12 protein-coding genes and 3 pseudogenes are annotated in these 12819 nt (G+C 38.6%); 6 read left to right on the top strand and 9 right to left on the bottom strand.

What is annotated here, in order from left to right; translation table 11 throughout:
- Nucleotides 1-57: 57 nt before the first annotated feature.
- Both HUN22_RS18165 and HUN22_RS11255 read left to right on the top strand, forming a co-directional pair.
- Nucleotides 58-295, top strand: a pseudogene (locus HUN22_RS18165) (MetQ/NlpA family ABC transporter substrate-binding protein); the annotation flags it as partial.
- 428 nt (nucleotides 296-723) lie between these two features.
- Nucleotides 724-1047, top strand: coding sequence for a hypothetical protein (locus tag HUN22_RS11255; protein WP_174729242.1), 324 nt, complete (start codon nucleotides 724-726; stop codon nucleotides 1045-1047).
- A 156-nt stretch (nucleotides 1048-1203) separates the two neighbouring features.
- Here HUN22_RS11255 and HUN22_RS11250 read toward each other — a convergent pair.
- Nucleotides 1204-1578: pseudogene (locus HUN22_RS11250) on the bottom strand (M48 family metalloprotease); the annotation flags it as partial.
- On the opposite strand from HUN22_RS11250, the pseudogene HUN22_RS18160 reads away from it, so the two are divergent.
- The 4 genes and pseudogenes from HUN22_RS18160 to HUN22_RS11230 form a co-directional block, all read left to right on the top strand.
- Nucleotides 1570-1761, top strand: a pseudogene (locus HUN22_RS18160) (TetR/AcrR family transcriptional regulator); the annotation flags it as partial. The pseudogenes HUN22_RS11250 and HUN22_RS18160 sit on opposite strands and share 9 nt — an antisense overlap.
- A gap of 66 nt (nucleotides 1762-1827) precedes the next feature.
- Nucleotides 1828-2499: a CsgG/HfaB family protein gene (locus tag HUN22_RS11240; RefSeq protein WP_174729240.1), complete on the top strand. Its 672-nt coding sequence runs from the start codon at nucleotides 1828-1830 to the stop codon at nucleotides 2497-2499.
- A gap of 17 nt (nucleotides 2500-2516) precedes the next feature.
- Nucleotides 2517-2885: a DUF4810 domain-containing protein gene (locus HUN22_RS11235; RefSeq protein WP_174729237.1), complete on the top strand. Its 369-nt coding sequence runs from the start codon at nucleotides 2517-2519 to the stop codon at nucleotides 2883-2885.
- The gene (locus HUN22_RS11230) at nucleotides 2882-3562 is read left to right on the top strand and encodes a DUF799 domain-containing protein (RefSeq protein WP_049837733.1); all 681 of its coding nucleotides are present in this window, start codon (nucleotides 2882-2884) and stop codon (nucleotides 3560-3562) included. Before HUN22_RS11235 ends, HUN22_RS11230 begins: the two co-directional genes overlap by 4 nt.
- Nucleotides 3563-3720: 158 nt before the next feature.
- Here the strand turns inward: HUN22_RS11230 and HUN22_RS11225 are convergent, their stop codons facing one another.
- The 8 genes from HUN22_RS11225 to HUN22_RS11190 all read right to left on the bottom strand — a co-directional run bounded on the left by HUN22_RS11225 (nucleotide 3721) and on the right by HUN22_RS11190 (nucleotide 12726).
- Nucleotides 3721-4080, bottom strand: a complete 360-nt coding sequence (locus HUN22_RS11225) for a hypothetical protein (protein WP_002120526.1) — start codon at nucleotides 4078-4080, stop codon at nucleotides 3721-3723.
- Nucleotides 4081-4459: 379 nt separating this feature from the next.
- Complete coding sequence (locus HUN22_RS11220; RefSeq protein ID WP_174729234.1) at nucleotides 4460-5818, bottom strand: amino acid permease; 1359 nt, start codon at nucleotides 5816-5818, stop codon at nucleotides 4460-4462.
- Nucleotides 5819-5964: 146 nt separating this feature from the next.
- A complete protein-coding gene (locus tag HUN22_RS11215; RefSeq protein WP_174729229.1) occupies nucleotides 5965-7410 on the bottom strand; it encodes an NAD(P)/FAD-dependent oxidoreductase in 1446 nt (481 codons plus the stop codon).
- A gap of 19 nt (nucleotides 7411-7429) precedes the next feature.
- A complete protein-coding gene (locus HUN22_RS11210) occupies nucleotides 7430-8761 on the bottom strand; it encodes an APC family permease (RefSeq protein ID WP_174729216.1) in 1332 nt (443 codons plus the stop codon).
- 187 nt (nucleotides 8762-8948) lie between these two features.
- Nucleotides 8949-9656 carry a cache domain-containing protein gene (locus HUN22_RS11205; protein ID WP_174729213.1) on the bottom strand — a complete coding sequence of 236 codons (708 nt, stop codon included), beginning with the start codon at nucleotides 9654-9656 and terminating at the stop codon, nucleotides 8949-8951.
- Nucleotides 9657-9721: 65 nt separating this feature from the next.
- Nucleotides 9722-10441, bottom strand: coding sequence for a FadR/GntR family transcriptional regulator (locus tag HUN22_RS11200; RefSeq protein WP_002120532.1), 720 nt, complete (start codon nucleotides 10439-10441; stop codon nucleotides 9722-9724).
- A 55-nt stretch (nucleotides 10442-10496) separates the two neighbouring features.
- Complete coding sequence (locus HUN22_RS11195; RefSeq protein ID WP_174729210.1) at nucleotides 10497-11267, bottom strand: nuclear transport factor 2 family protein; 771 nt, start codon at nucleotides 11265-11267, stop codon at nucleotides 10497-10499.
- 28 nt (nucleotides 11268-11295) lie between these two features.
- The gene (locus HUN22_RS11190) at nucleotides 11296-12726 is read right to left on the bottom strand and encodes a gamma-aminobutyraldehyde dehydrogenase (RefSeq protein ID WP_174729207.1); all 1431 of its coding nucleotides are present in this window, start codon (nucleotides 12724-12726) and stop codon (nucleotides 11296-11298) included.
- Between the last annotated feature and the right edge of the window lie 93 nt (nucleotides 12727-12819).

The raw sequence follows: 12819 nt of genomic DNA, 5'->3' as shown, positions 1-12819 counted from the left end.
ATGTTGGACTCAATATATCTTTGGCAAGTGCGGAACAATATGTAGATGCGATTGTATGGTATTACATTACTACTTGAAGGCTGCTTAAACGTGCTGAAAGATTCTATTTTCACCAGTCTACAAAGTTTTATGTGAACTTATTGGGTGTTTCTGAAGCAAATAAGAATGACCCGATCTATACGAAACTTGGTGAGTTTTACCACTTAGCTAAAGTTCAAAAGTTTCTGGGCGAAAATTCGGCGGCAAGAAATTTGAAGTGAAAAAACCTATTCCTGAATTTATAGACATTAAATAAATTATTTTTAAAAGCTAAGTTATGGTAATCGTGGCTTAGTTTTTTATTTAGAGTTTACGCCAAATTCGAAAAGTCCCTGCTTTTAGCAGGGGCTTTTTTTATGTAAATATTTTTAGTACTTAGAAACCTATATAAAAGTTTGGATTGAGTTAAGCAGATTAAGATTTCAGCTTAATTTTTATTTTTTAGTTAATTACACCCTCATAATGGTCAATATCTTGTAATTGTTTGAAGAATTCTTTCGGGTCAACTATTGCTGCTATATGTATAATTATGAGTAGAATAGCTCCTTATAATACTAACTCCTTTGTATCGCTAACTTGCAAAGTAAAATCGATTTCGGTATACCCTGAATTTAAATTAAGAGATATGGATAATTCATGAGTTTAATAAATCACTTTAGTAAGTTCTTTCTTGCAATTCTTTTTATGATGAATCTTTCAAATACATATGCAGCAAAAATACAGGCTGTAGATGCTGAAGTACAGGAGAGTGCTGTAGATGCAATGGAAGCTGCTGGAGCAGAAGCTGTAGAGGTAGGTGGGCAAGAGGCTATATGCCGTGCTGACGAGGCGTGTGATGTTGCATCTGCTGTTTCTGAGGATGAAATGTATGGTGGAATTCAACAGGAATATGTTGTAAAAGGCTGTAAGGTAACAATCTACAACGATGGACCTGTGAAAATGGTCGATGTAAAGACGGATCAGCCATGTAATGCTCCACTTCCTAAAGACCATAAATTCACTAAATAGAATAATTTGTAGAGCCTATAAATTATTTTGTGCGACTTTAAAAAAGTTTTAGTACTTAGCAACTCATATGGAAATTTGGATTGAGTTAAGCATTAAGATTTCAGCTTAACTTTATATTTCATCATGTCTTTGGACTGAATCCTCATTTTCTACTATTTAATCTTTAGCATGTTGTTTTTTCTCAAAATCATGAACCATTCGAATACGTTCTTCAGTTGCAGGATGAGAAGATAAAGTATCAAGAACAGCTGTAGATAGTTTATTAGCTGAAGATTCTTCTTGAGACGTTGGTGGGTTGGACAGATTTTTTTTATCGATACCATCTTCTGTTGTATCGCTTAAACGTTGTAAGAAATTTGCGAAGTGCGAGACTTCTATATGCTTTCTATCCATCAGCTGTAAAGCATATAGATCGGCTTCTGACTCAAATTTACGTGAGTAATTTGCACCAATCATAGCGGCAGGTAATGACGTAAATAAGTCTGAATTATCTCCTGTCATTGCAATGTATAATATACTTATGAATATAGAAAATGGCTGCTTAGAGAGCTTTTTGAGTTGATATTTAGTCTAGAAACCCGTGCTTTAAAACCCGATGCAAACATGATTTTATTTATGATTGATGGGGCAATTATCCAGCTTTTAGATCCAAATAAGGTAGGGGAAAGGGAGAAGTTGTTGGAGTATTCTTTTACTCGACGGTTAAATTGTTAGATTAATTGATAGTCTTTTTGTATATAATATGTATTCTTTATATTTTGTAATCATTATAGAGTAAACATGAAAAAAATATTAATCATTACTACTTTGAGTTCTTTCAGTTTAATTGCTTGTTCAACTACTGAAACTTCAAGAACGATACAAAGCCCACAAGTAACTGTAGCTACATCACAAATTAAATATACGGGAGTAAAAGCTCCAGTTTCGATTGGTAAATTTGATAATCGATCTAGTTATATGAGAGGTGTTTTCTCGGACAATGTAGACCGTCTAGGCGGACAGGCAAAAACTATTCTTGAGACACATTTACAGCAAACTGGTTATTTTACAGTTTTAAATCGCGACAACTTATCTGAAATTAAACAAGAAGTTGGTTATAGCAATACAAACCAATCTATTAAGGGCGCTCGTTATGTCATTACTGGTGACGTATCTGAGTTTGGTCGCAAAGAAGTAGGTGATCAGCAATTATTTGGTATTTTAGGCCGCGGTAAAGAGCAAGTTGCTTATGCAAAAGTTAATTTAAATGTTGTTGATGTAAAAACATCAGAAGTTGTGCATTCAGTACAAGGTGCAGGTGAATATGCATTAGGTGCTCGTGAAGTATTAGGTTTTGGCTCTACAGCTTCTTATGATTCTACTTTAAATGGCAAAGTACTCGATTTAGCTGTTCGTGAAGCAGTTAATAATCTTGTGACAGATATTCAAAATAACCGTTGGTCAATTCAATAATTTTGGATATGTGTTAAATGAAAAAAATTCTTTTAAGCAGTTTTCTTGCCATGGGATTGGTTGGGTGTGCCTCTGGTCCTCAACCTTTATATAATTGGGGAACTTATACTCATCAAACCTATTTGATGTATAACGCACCTGAGAAAGCTACACCAAGTTCGCAAATCACAAAATTAGAAGCTGAAATTGAAAAAACTAAAGGTAAGGGCTTAGCTGTTCCACCAGGTTTATATGCTCATTTGGGATTGTTATATTTACAAGAAAATAATTCTCAAAAAGCAATCGAGTATTTCCAGCTTGAACGTCAAGTATATCCAGAGTCTACGGTTTTAATGGATCGTTTATTGCAAAAAATGAATGCTAATGGTGGGTCTACAAAATCATGATTAAGAAATTTTTAATTGCTGGTTTAGTTATTTCTAGCCTTGCATTTACAGGATGTGCTGTTACTCCACCGCCTAATAAAGATATTACGGCTTATAAAGCTCATATGCCAAAATCGATTTTGGTATTGCCACCAGTCAATGATTCGCCTGATGTAAAAGCGACTTATAGTTATTGGCCTACTGTGGTGGCACCTGTTGCAGAAGCTGGCTATTACGTTTTTCCAATCTCTGTTGTAGACAATATGTTTAAAGAGAATGGTGTTACTAATGGCAGTGATGCTCAGTCTATTGCACCTCAGAAATTACAAGAGATTTTTGGTGCAGATGCTGCTTTATATATTCGAATTAAAGAATATGGTTCTAAGTACCAAGTGATCCAAAGTGTGGCTACAGTAAGTGCTGATGCAAAGCTTGTTGATTTAAAAACTGGAGATGTGATTTGGACAGGTGAGAAAAAACTTGTTCAAGCAAGTAATGATGGCAATGCGGGTTTAATCGGAATGGTCGTCGGTGCTTTAGTTGAACAGATTGCTGGCAGCTTTACTGATCGGGCTTATCCATTAGCGAGCATGGTAAATACTCAACTTTTTACCCCGACGACTTATAATCCGGGTATGGGGTTGCTATATGGTCCACGTTCACCAAAGTATCAACAAGATGGAGTTGTAGCTAAGTAAATTAAAGTCTTAGCTAAATTTTTAATTTATTAAAAATAGTCTGCTTCATATATTAATTATATGGAGCGCTATATAAAAAATTATTATTCCAGATGGTTTATTAAACTTTTGGGTTAGGCAGGAGAGCTAGAGCAACTAGTTCTCCTACTTAATTTGTTTTACTTCTTTTGCTTAAAACGATACTTACATTTCAAGCAGCGATAGTCTTGAAAAATGTTTTTATCGATTATCACGCCTGCTTTTTTACCAAAAATATTACCAACGACACCGCCAGTAATTCCTGCACTAATGGCACCAACAAAAGTCCCTACAGTTCCACCAACAATCACACCTAAAGGGCCAGCAACAGTACCAATAGCTGCTCCAACAGTCGCGCCAGTTGCTGCACCGCCTACCGTACCTGCTGTTGTGCCAGCAGCTGTCAGTAAAACACCGCCAGTTGTTCTAAGTAATTTGTCATGGTCACGTGCTTCAATTTCTGTAGAACCACACTTAGGACATTGCAGAGCTTTTTCCATAAAATTTCCTGTCTTTCATCATTGAGTGACACAGTACGGCGCTAAATCAGTTAAGTGGGTAGAGAACCTGTCTTACGATGGAGTATCTTTTGCCTGTTGAGTGATTGCAACGATAACTGGTCTGCTTTGATTTTAGCTGAACATTGACACAAATATTTATAGATCATGTAAACACTTGTACTTTAATAATTATCTCATTAAATACCAATGTTTAGAATGACTCAGGCTTACATATCAATGTGGCTAGCAGAGAACAATTCAATAATGATGAATAGAATGTGAAGGGTTTTTTTGAGGAGATTTTCTGAAGTTACTTAGGAAGACATGAGCTATTCAATGATAAAAGGCTTATCCTGTTTGAATAAGCCTTCTTTAAAGATTAGATTGATTTTTTCCAACTCAGAAATTTATATAGTCCAAACATAAAAGCAATCCAGATTGGAATTAAAATCACCGATTTTTCAAACCCTTGAGTCCACATGATGTATAAAATCATGCCAATAAAAATCAAAACAATATAGTTACTCAAAGGTGAAAATAGAGCAGGGAATTTGGCAACTTTATCTTCAAGTTTCATGGCGCGTTTAAACTTTAAATGAGTAAAGCTAATAATTGCCCAGTTTAAAACTAGTGCAGCCACGGCCATGTACATGAGATAGCTTAAAGCTTGTTCTGGGATAAAATAATTCAGTAATACACAACCAAAAATTAGTAGAGAAGAAAAGATAACAGCAGGTGTTGGAACCCCTTGTTTGCTCACTTTTGTGAAAATTTTGGATGCGTGACCTTGTACAGCGAGGCCATACAACATGCGACTGTTTGCATACATACCGCTATTATAAACCGACAGTGCAGCCGTCAAAATAATAAAGTTAAGCAAATGCGCTGCCCAGCCAATCCCAAGCTGGCTAAAAATCATCACAAATGGACTTTTATCTAAACCACCGAGGTCAAGCTGATTCCACGGAATGAGCGACATAATGATAGCAAGTGAAGCCACATAGAAAACCAAGATTCGAAAGATGACTTGGTTAATGGCTTGTGGAATGCTTTTTTCTGGATTTTCGGCTTCAGCAGCAGTCATCCCGATCAGTTCAATGCCACCAAAGGCAAACATTAAGAAGGCGAGCATATAAAATAGGCCCGAGAACCCGTGCGGGAAAAATCCACCATGCTGCCATAGGTTTGCAAAGCTAGCGATAGAATCACTACCTGCGGTGAGCAATAAATATGAGCCAAACACGATCATGGCAATGACGGCCGCGACTTTAATAATGGCTAACCAAAACTCAGATTCACCATAAAATTTAACGTTGCCTAAGTTCAAACATGTAACCAAAACAAAGAAAAATAAGGCTGATATCCAAGCAGGAATGTGGGGCCACCAGTAATGCACATATTTAGCAACTGCTGTCAGCTCGGTCATCGCGACCAGAATATAGACCACCCAATAGTTCCAGCCCGATAAAAAACCGGGGAATCTCCCCCAATATTTTTGTGCAAAGTAACTAAAGGAACCAACCACAGGTTCTTCTACGATCATTTCACCCATTTGGCGCATAATTAAAAATGCGACCAAACCGACAATGGCATAACCTAAAATAATAGAAGGGCCAGCAGACTGGATGACTTGTGCAGAGCCTAAAAATAAACCTGTCCCGACAGCACCACCCATAGCGATTAACTGGATATGGCGATTTTTAAGTCCGCGTTTTAATTGGGAAGATGAATTGCTCAAAATATATGCGCTGAATAAAAAAGCTGGCGCTATTGTAATAGATTGGTTAGGGATAACCTAGTTTGAAAAGGATTTTACTCAGCTAAATAAAAGGGATCCGTACAAAGCTATACGAATCCCTTTTTGAAAATTTGTTATTTTATAAATTAGAAAGATACCATTTTGCCCGGATTAATCATTGCACCGATGCCATACATACTTTTTGCGAGCGGAATAACAACGGGTGCAAGGGTACGACCAAACATAATATTTTGATGATCAATTTTAGATAACATTTCAAAATCGTTAGATTGCCCAACAAAGTCATTCGCAATAGCTTTACCAATACGTACAGTCTGTGCAACGCCGTGACCACTCCAGCCGTGAACAGCATAAATTGGGAATTTATTGCCAAACTTACGGCTATCGACAGCGCCATTTACGGTTAAATCAGTGGTTCCACTCCAGACAAAATCCATTTCTAGATTTTTAATTTGCGGGAACACGGTATTAATGCGATGCTCTAGATAATTTAAAGTTTTCTCTGGACCCCAGCATGTTCCTGTGCCTTGGCCTCCAAATAATAAGCGGTTATTAAACACGGGACGGTAGTAATCAATCTGGAACTGAGTGTCATAAACTGGATGCCCAAATGGCAAAAGCTCTTTTGTATCAAGCTCTAGCGGGGCAGTCGTTGCAACATAAGTATAGAAAGGGATAGTGGTATTGTTTTGCTCTGACAAAAGTTTAAATGAAGCATGATGTACGGCTAAAACCACAGACTTTTTAGCTTTTACGACAGCATTTGCTGTTTGAACATAAATACCATCTGATTTTTCTTCTATTGAAAGGACTTCTGTTTGTTCATAAACAGTACCGCCATTTTTGCAAAAGCCATAAATTAAACCGCGGTTTAAAGCTAAAGGATGGATTTGTCCACCCAACTCATCAATTAAACCACCTGTGTAATAGTCAGACTTAATAAAGTCCATGAGTTCGTGTTTACCCACAATACGGGTATGGTCTTCACCTAAATATTTTCGTGCATCGGCGCCTTGTGTTAAACCAACTAAATGTCCTTCATGAACGGCGGCAGTAATGTGACCATGTTTTCGGTCAAAGTTGAGCTGGTATTTTTCTGAGATGTCATCAATCAGCTGCATGGCTTCCGTAGAGGTAAAATGCCAGAGTTTTTTGGCATCTTCGTAGCTTAAGCGATCGGCCATTTCTTGGGCTTCCCAACGAGCTAAACCAGGGGTGAGTTGTCCACCATTTCGACCAGAAGCTGCGCTACCTACTCGGTTTTTTTCTAATAAAACAGTCTCTACACCTTGTTCAGCTAAATGTAAGGCTGTAGATGAACCTAATAAACCACCACCAATAACTACCACATCGCATTCAATATCAGCTTTTAAACTGTCAAAGGTATGCCAATCAGAAAGTGAGCTTTCATAGTAGTTCGCTGGATTATCTACCGATGTGCCTTCTACAGTAGTTGCGTCAAATTTTGCATGTTTTAGATTTAACCAGCTCCACTCTTTGCCCACTTGTAGAGATTTACTTGGTTTATATTCCACGTCTTTTAAAAGTTGAGGTTTAGAAATAATTTTCATGACAAAAGTTCCTTAAAAATTAATAAGCATTACTAATAGCAATACTTTGTTTTTTAATCGTTTTATAGATAAATAGGAGAATACCTAAAGCTAACCAGAAACATCCAAAAATCAGTGAAGATGAGTCAAGATTAAGCCAGAGGCAAATAATGCTGATCACAGAGATAAGCGGTAAAAAGAGGTTCAGAAATTTATTTTTAAACCCTGAGCGCTGTTTATCTTTTATATAAAACTTCATAAAAACTGAAAAATTTACAGCTGTAAAAGCGACTAGCGCACCAAAGCTAATCAGACTGACGACTTGGGCTAAGTCTAGAAAAACCGCGGACATCGAAATAAGACCAACAAATAAAACCGAAAAAAACGGTGTACCTAAGGAAATGTGAATTGTCCCAAAATACTTTTTAGGAAAAATATTATCGGTGCCCATTATATACAGTAAACGTGACGCACTGGCATGAGAAGCTAGACCAGAGGCGACAGTGTTCATAATTTGCCCGCATAAGAATACGGATTGGAAAAAAGCACCACCGACATAAAGCACAATTTCAGGCAACGCTTCTGATGGATGCTGAAAGCGTAGATTATTTGGGAAATAAAGTTGAATAAACCAAGCGGCTGTGAAAAAAATAAGTCCGCCAGCGAGAGTCGTTAACATGACCGCACGGGGGATGTTTTTGGTAGGTTGTTTAGTTTCATTTGAAAGCGTGGTAACCGCATCAAAACCTAAAAATGAAAAGCACAAAACTGAGGCACCCGCAACGAGTGGTAGTATAGATTGGTGCTCATGCCAGAGTGGAGCCAAAGTAAGTACATGTTCATAACCTTGAGTAGAGCCAATACCCTTAATCACCAAATAAACAAAAATGACCATAAGGATGATCGGTGCAAATACAAACAATAGACTCAAATTGGCGAGTAACCGAATGCGGAAACAATTCACCAAAGTGACTAGGCTCGCCGATACAATTACCCATAACCAGTAAGGCAGACTTGGAATAAGTGCGGTGAGATAAATTGCGGCTAGCAAAACATTAATGAGAGGTAATAACAGATAGTCGAGTAGAGAACACCAGCCGACAAAAAAGCCACTTTTAGGCCCTAAACTTTCAGCTGTATAGCTATATGCCGAGCCTGATTTTTCTGAATTTTTACTGAATCTTGCATAGCTCCAAGCGGTAAGTAACATGGCACCAAGTGCGAGTAAATAGGCTAGTGGTACGTGTCCATTGGTAATTCCAGAGACGATACCAAAAGTATCGAACACCGTCATGGGAGTCATGTAGGCAATACCAATAATGGTGACTTGCCAAAGAGACAGTTTTTTTAAGGAAGACGTTTTATTTTCCATGTCATTTCAACCTCAAATTCGTTGTTTTGCTTTTCATCCGGAAAAGCGATGCTATTTTTGAGCCAAAACTTCCCCTAGACCTGAATAAACACGTCTATTTGAAGAAAGTTTGTACAAAAGTGGGTGGCTGTTTTGCCTCGGTGATGCCCTAAAGCAAAGTCAAATATTTATACTTTCTGGCTTCACTCTAGATCACGACCAGTTGAAAAGATTGACACGGTAGTGAGAGAACCTGCGCGGGGCTTTGGCCTTTAAATAGTGTGCCTGTTCTGATGGTGATGTCATTTGAAGTAATCACTCGAGAAGAGTCGTTAATCACAATTGCTTTTTGTTTAATATTTTTAAGCTTCGGCATAAGAACTTTTTCGAGTGCGGAAACTAAAATATCGGTAGCAATTACACCGATAAATTGATCACGAATCATGACCGGATGAGCAAGGGTGATGGTGTATGCACCATTGCAAATATAGTCGACATAGGGTCCATGGATGCACGGACTTTTGTTTTGGGCAGGTTTATGGAACCATTCAAAAGAGCGAAAATCTAAAAAACGCTGAGCATTTTGATAGTTTTCAAGTTTGGCTTGTTGTAACTGATCTTCTTTTTTATACCACCATTCGAGTGTCCAATAATCTTGTTCTTCTTGTGTTGCAGGGCTATAACTTGCAAAACCAATACCTTGACTGTAATGGCTTTCCTGTAATGCCTTTTTAATTTCTTTTTGCAAAGCTGAACGCTCTGAACCTGAAAGCTTAACGTCTTTCGTTTTTTCAGGTTCATGTTTTGAGAGAATTTTACTCGCTTTAGTTGCCAGTTTTTCTGTAATGGCTGTCGTTTCCTCAACCACCGTCTTTAACAAATTTTGAAGCTCTTCTATATCTAAATGTTGGGTCATTCCTATAACTCCTAAAATTCCGTATTTCTCACTCGATACTTTATAAGTGCTCTACTTTATTGTTTTTATTCGATAGATAACTTATATCGAAGCATTTGGTCTGTTAGCATCGAAATAATTTTTCGTGCTTGAATAACAGCATCATCTTCATTGCCTTGAACAAAAGATGATAAAAGTTGGTGGTATTGAGCGACGACCGATTGATGAAACTGATCATCTTGATAAAGCACAGCAATGAGCGGTGCCCATTCGGCTTGTATGGTTAACTCTTGATTTGCCAGTCGAGCTGATTGAGCAAAAGAGGTGAGTGTCAGCAAGCAACGTAAATCAAGTTGGGCGCGTGTGTCTGCTTCAACGGCCTGTTCAAATTGATCAATAAGTTCTTTGATTTTGCCTAATTCATATTCAGTGGTTCTTTGTGCTGCCAAATATGCACCATGGCTTAAAATTGCACTATGAAACTCGCCTAAATCAGCTAGATATTCATTGGACGCTTGGCGCAGAGGGTGTTTGTTTAAGAGTAAATCGGAAGGTAACTCACAAACAAAGCTTCCGCCGTTTCGCCCGCGTCGTGTATCAATCAGACCTTTTACGCGTAAAGTATTTAACGCCTCACGTACTGTAATCGGTGACACTCCCATTAAGCGAGCTAGATCCGCCTCGTTAGGAAGCTGTTCATTGCTTTTGAGCAATCCAGAGATAATTGCATTTTCCAAGCGTTCTACAACTTGTTCCGATCGAGTTGCCTGAGCGATAGGTGCAAAAATTATCGTATATGCTGACATGGCGAATTCTCTAAAAGCTAAGTCAGAGACTTAGCTTAATGAAACGGATAAATGATTAAAACACGCCATATTGATGGACTGCCTGTTCATCTTCAGGCACAGCTGGTATTGCATCCCAAAGTTCAACAATTTTGCCATTATCGACTCGCCATAATTCAAAATAGGCATGTCGATTTCCGGCAATACTTCCTTCGGAATGTGTCAAGACAAATTGACCATCAGCAATGGAGCGATGCGTTTTGGAGTATACCAAACCTTGTCCTTCATTACGGATATTGTTCAAAAAATCAATGACTGCTTTAACACCATCGCCAATATCTGGGCTATGTTGAATGAACTGATCGTCATGAGTGTATTCTTTAAATGCTTCGTAATCGCCATCAATTAATGACTTTTTAAAGAAAGAAGTCACAATCTCACGATTTTTCTCTGCATCATGGTGAGTCACGATTTCAGTTGGTCCATCTAACTGTGTTCTACCGCTTACATTCGGTGCAGCTTCTGCTACAAGTCCATCCCAGTGTTCTACAATTTTGCCGTCTTTCACTCGGTAAATATCAAAACCGACTAAAGGGTTTTCATCTAGGCCCTGAAAGCGTCCATGAATCGCAACCAAGTCACCGTCTGCCAATACACGTACAGCTTCATGTTGCATGTCAGGGCAATCTTCTACCAGTTGGCGAAGGCCTGAAAGACCATTTGCAACCAGTGGTGAGTGCTCTATAAAGTCTTCAGAAAAATAACGGTCCAGAGCAGTGGTGTCGTGCAAATTAAATAGCTCGTGATGGGCTTTAGACACCAAGTCTTTCATTTCTTGTTTATTCATTTTGATCTCCTTTCAAAACGTATTGTTATTATTCGTTTGAACTCATCACATGTTTAACACGGGTATATTCTTCAAAACCGTAGCCAGATAAATCCTTACCATAACCTGACTTTTTAAAACCGCCGTGTGGCATTTCTGCGGTTAAAGGAATATGGGTGTTAATCCAAACTGTACCGAAATCAAGTTCACGAGACAGACGAGTTGCACGGGCATGATCTGTGGTCCAAACACTTGAAGCTAAGCCATATTCAACGTCGTTGGCTTTTTCAATCGCATCATTTTCATCTGTAAATTTCTGAACGGTAATCACTGGTCCAAAAATTTCATTTTGAATGGCTTCATCGTGTTGTTTTAAGCCACTAATAACAGTGGGTTCAAAATAGAAGCCTGGACGGTCTGCTTGTTTACCGCCTGTTTCAACTTTGGCATGAGCAGGTAAGTTATCAATAAAGGCTTTAACATTTTTTAATTGATTGGCATTGTTAAGCGGACCATAAAGTGCGTCTTGATCATCAGGTTCGCCAAAACGGGTATTTTTTGCAGCTTCAATGAGCTTAGCTAAAAATTCATCATGAACAGATTCAGCCACAATTACACGTGTTGCCGCAGTACAGTCTTGCCCTGCGTTGAAATAGCCCGTTAAAGCAATCATTTCAACTGCTTTGTCGAGGTCAGCATCTTCAAAAACCACTACTGGTGCTTTACCGCCAAGTTCAAGATGTGCTTTCGCTAAATTTGCTGCGGCAGAAGCTGCAACTTGTAATCCAGCACGAACCGAACCTGTAATAGAAACAAGAGCAGGGGTTTTATGTGATACAACTTTTGAACCAACCTGGGCTTGGCCTAACACCACGTTAAATGCACCTTTAGGGAAAAATGGTGCTGCAATTTCAGCAAGTAAAAGCGTACTTTCTGGTGTTGTATCACTTGGTTTTAGTACCACTGTGTTACCCGCAGCCAGAGCAGGAGCAATTTTCCAAACAGCCATCATGAGTGGATAGTTCCAAGGTGTAACTTGACCCACTACTCCGACTGGTTCGCGGCGAATCGAAGAGGTTAAACCTTCTAAATATTCACCTGAAGCTGTGCCATTGAGTAAGCGGGCAGCGCCTGCAAAGAAACGAACCTGATCTGCTGAGGCACCCACTTCTTCAGATGCAATTAAGTGTTTTAACTGACCGGTATTACGGCTTTGTGCCTCAATTAAACGCTCTGCATTTGCTTCAATCGCATCTGCCAAATTTAATAATGCTTTTTGACGCGTTGAAGGTGTACTGCGTCCCCAAATTTTAAATGCTTCTTTTGCAGCAGCGTAAGCAGCATCCACTTCTGCCTCGGTTGCGTTAGGCGATTGCGCATAAACTTCACCAGTCACCGGACTTACCAAATCGAAGTAATCAGATCCTTTGCTAGCAACATATTCGCCGTTAATAAAGTGTTGTAGTTGAGTTTTAGCCATTTTTTATACCTTGTCCTTAGGTTTTAACATATAACATATAATACTATATGTATTATGTTTTAAATTTTCTGTCAAATGCTTTGGTGAGAGGAG

Source organism: Acinetobacter lactucae, from assembly GCF_013344765.1.
GTDB classification, from domain to species: Bacteria; Pseudomonadota; Gammaproteobacteria; order Pseudomonadales; family Moraxellaceae; genus Acinetobacter; species Acinetobacter lactucae_A.
Note: the sequence above shows the minus strand (reverse complement) of the source record. Positions and strands in the feature narration are given on the sequence as shown.

Bases quoted from the DNA above. Each gene is read 5' to 3' on its own strand.
- HUN22_RS11230 (WP_049837733.1), top strand. From the start codon at position 2,882: ATGATTAAGAAATTTTTAATTGCTGGTTTAGTTATTTCTAGCCTTGCA.
- HUN22_RS11225 (WP_002120526.1), bottom strand. From the start codon at position 4,080: ATGGAAAAAGCTCTGCAATGTCCTAAGTGTGGTTCTACAGAAATTGAA.
- HUN22_RS11190 (WP_174729207.1), bottom strand. From the start codon at position 12,726: ATGGCTAAAACTCAACTACAACACTTTATTAACGGCGAATATGTTGCT.
- HUN22_RS11210 (WP_174729216.1), bottom strand. From the start codon at position 8,761: ATGGAAAATAAAACGTCTTCCTTAAAAAAACTGTCTCTTTGGCAAGTC.
- HUN22_RS11235 (WP_174729237.1), top strand. From the start codon at position 2,517: ATGAAAAAAATTCTTTTAAGCAGTTTTCTTGCCATGGGATTGGTTGGG.
- HUN22_RS11205 (WP_174729213.1), bottom strand. From the start codon at position 9,656: ATGACCCAACATTTAGATATAGAAGAGCTTCAAAATTTGTTAAAGACG.
- HUN22_RS11215 (WP_174729229.1), bottom strand. From the start codon at position 7,410: ATGAAAATTATTTCTAAACCTCAACTTTTAAAAGACGTGGAATATAAA.
- HUN22_RS11255 (WP_174729242.1), top strand. From the start codon at position 724: ATGATGAATCTTTCAAATACATATGCAGCAAAAATACAGGCTGTAGAT.
- HUN22_RS11240 (WP_174729240.1), top strand. From the start codon at position 1,828: ATGAAAAAAATATTAATCATTACTACTTTGAGTTCTTTCAGTTTAATT.
- HUN22_RS11195 (WP_174729210.1), bottom strand. From the start codon at position 11,267: ATGAATAAACAAGAAATGAAAGACTTGGTGTCTAAAGCCCATCACGAG.
- HUN22_RS11200 (WP_002120532.1), bottom strand. From the start codon at position 10,441: ATGTCAGCATATACGATAATTTTTGCACCTATCGCTCAGGCAACTCGA.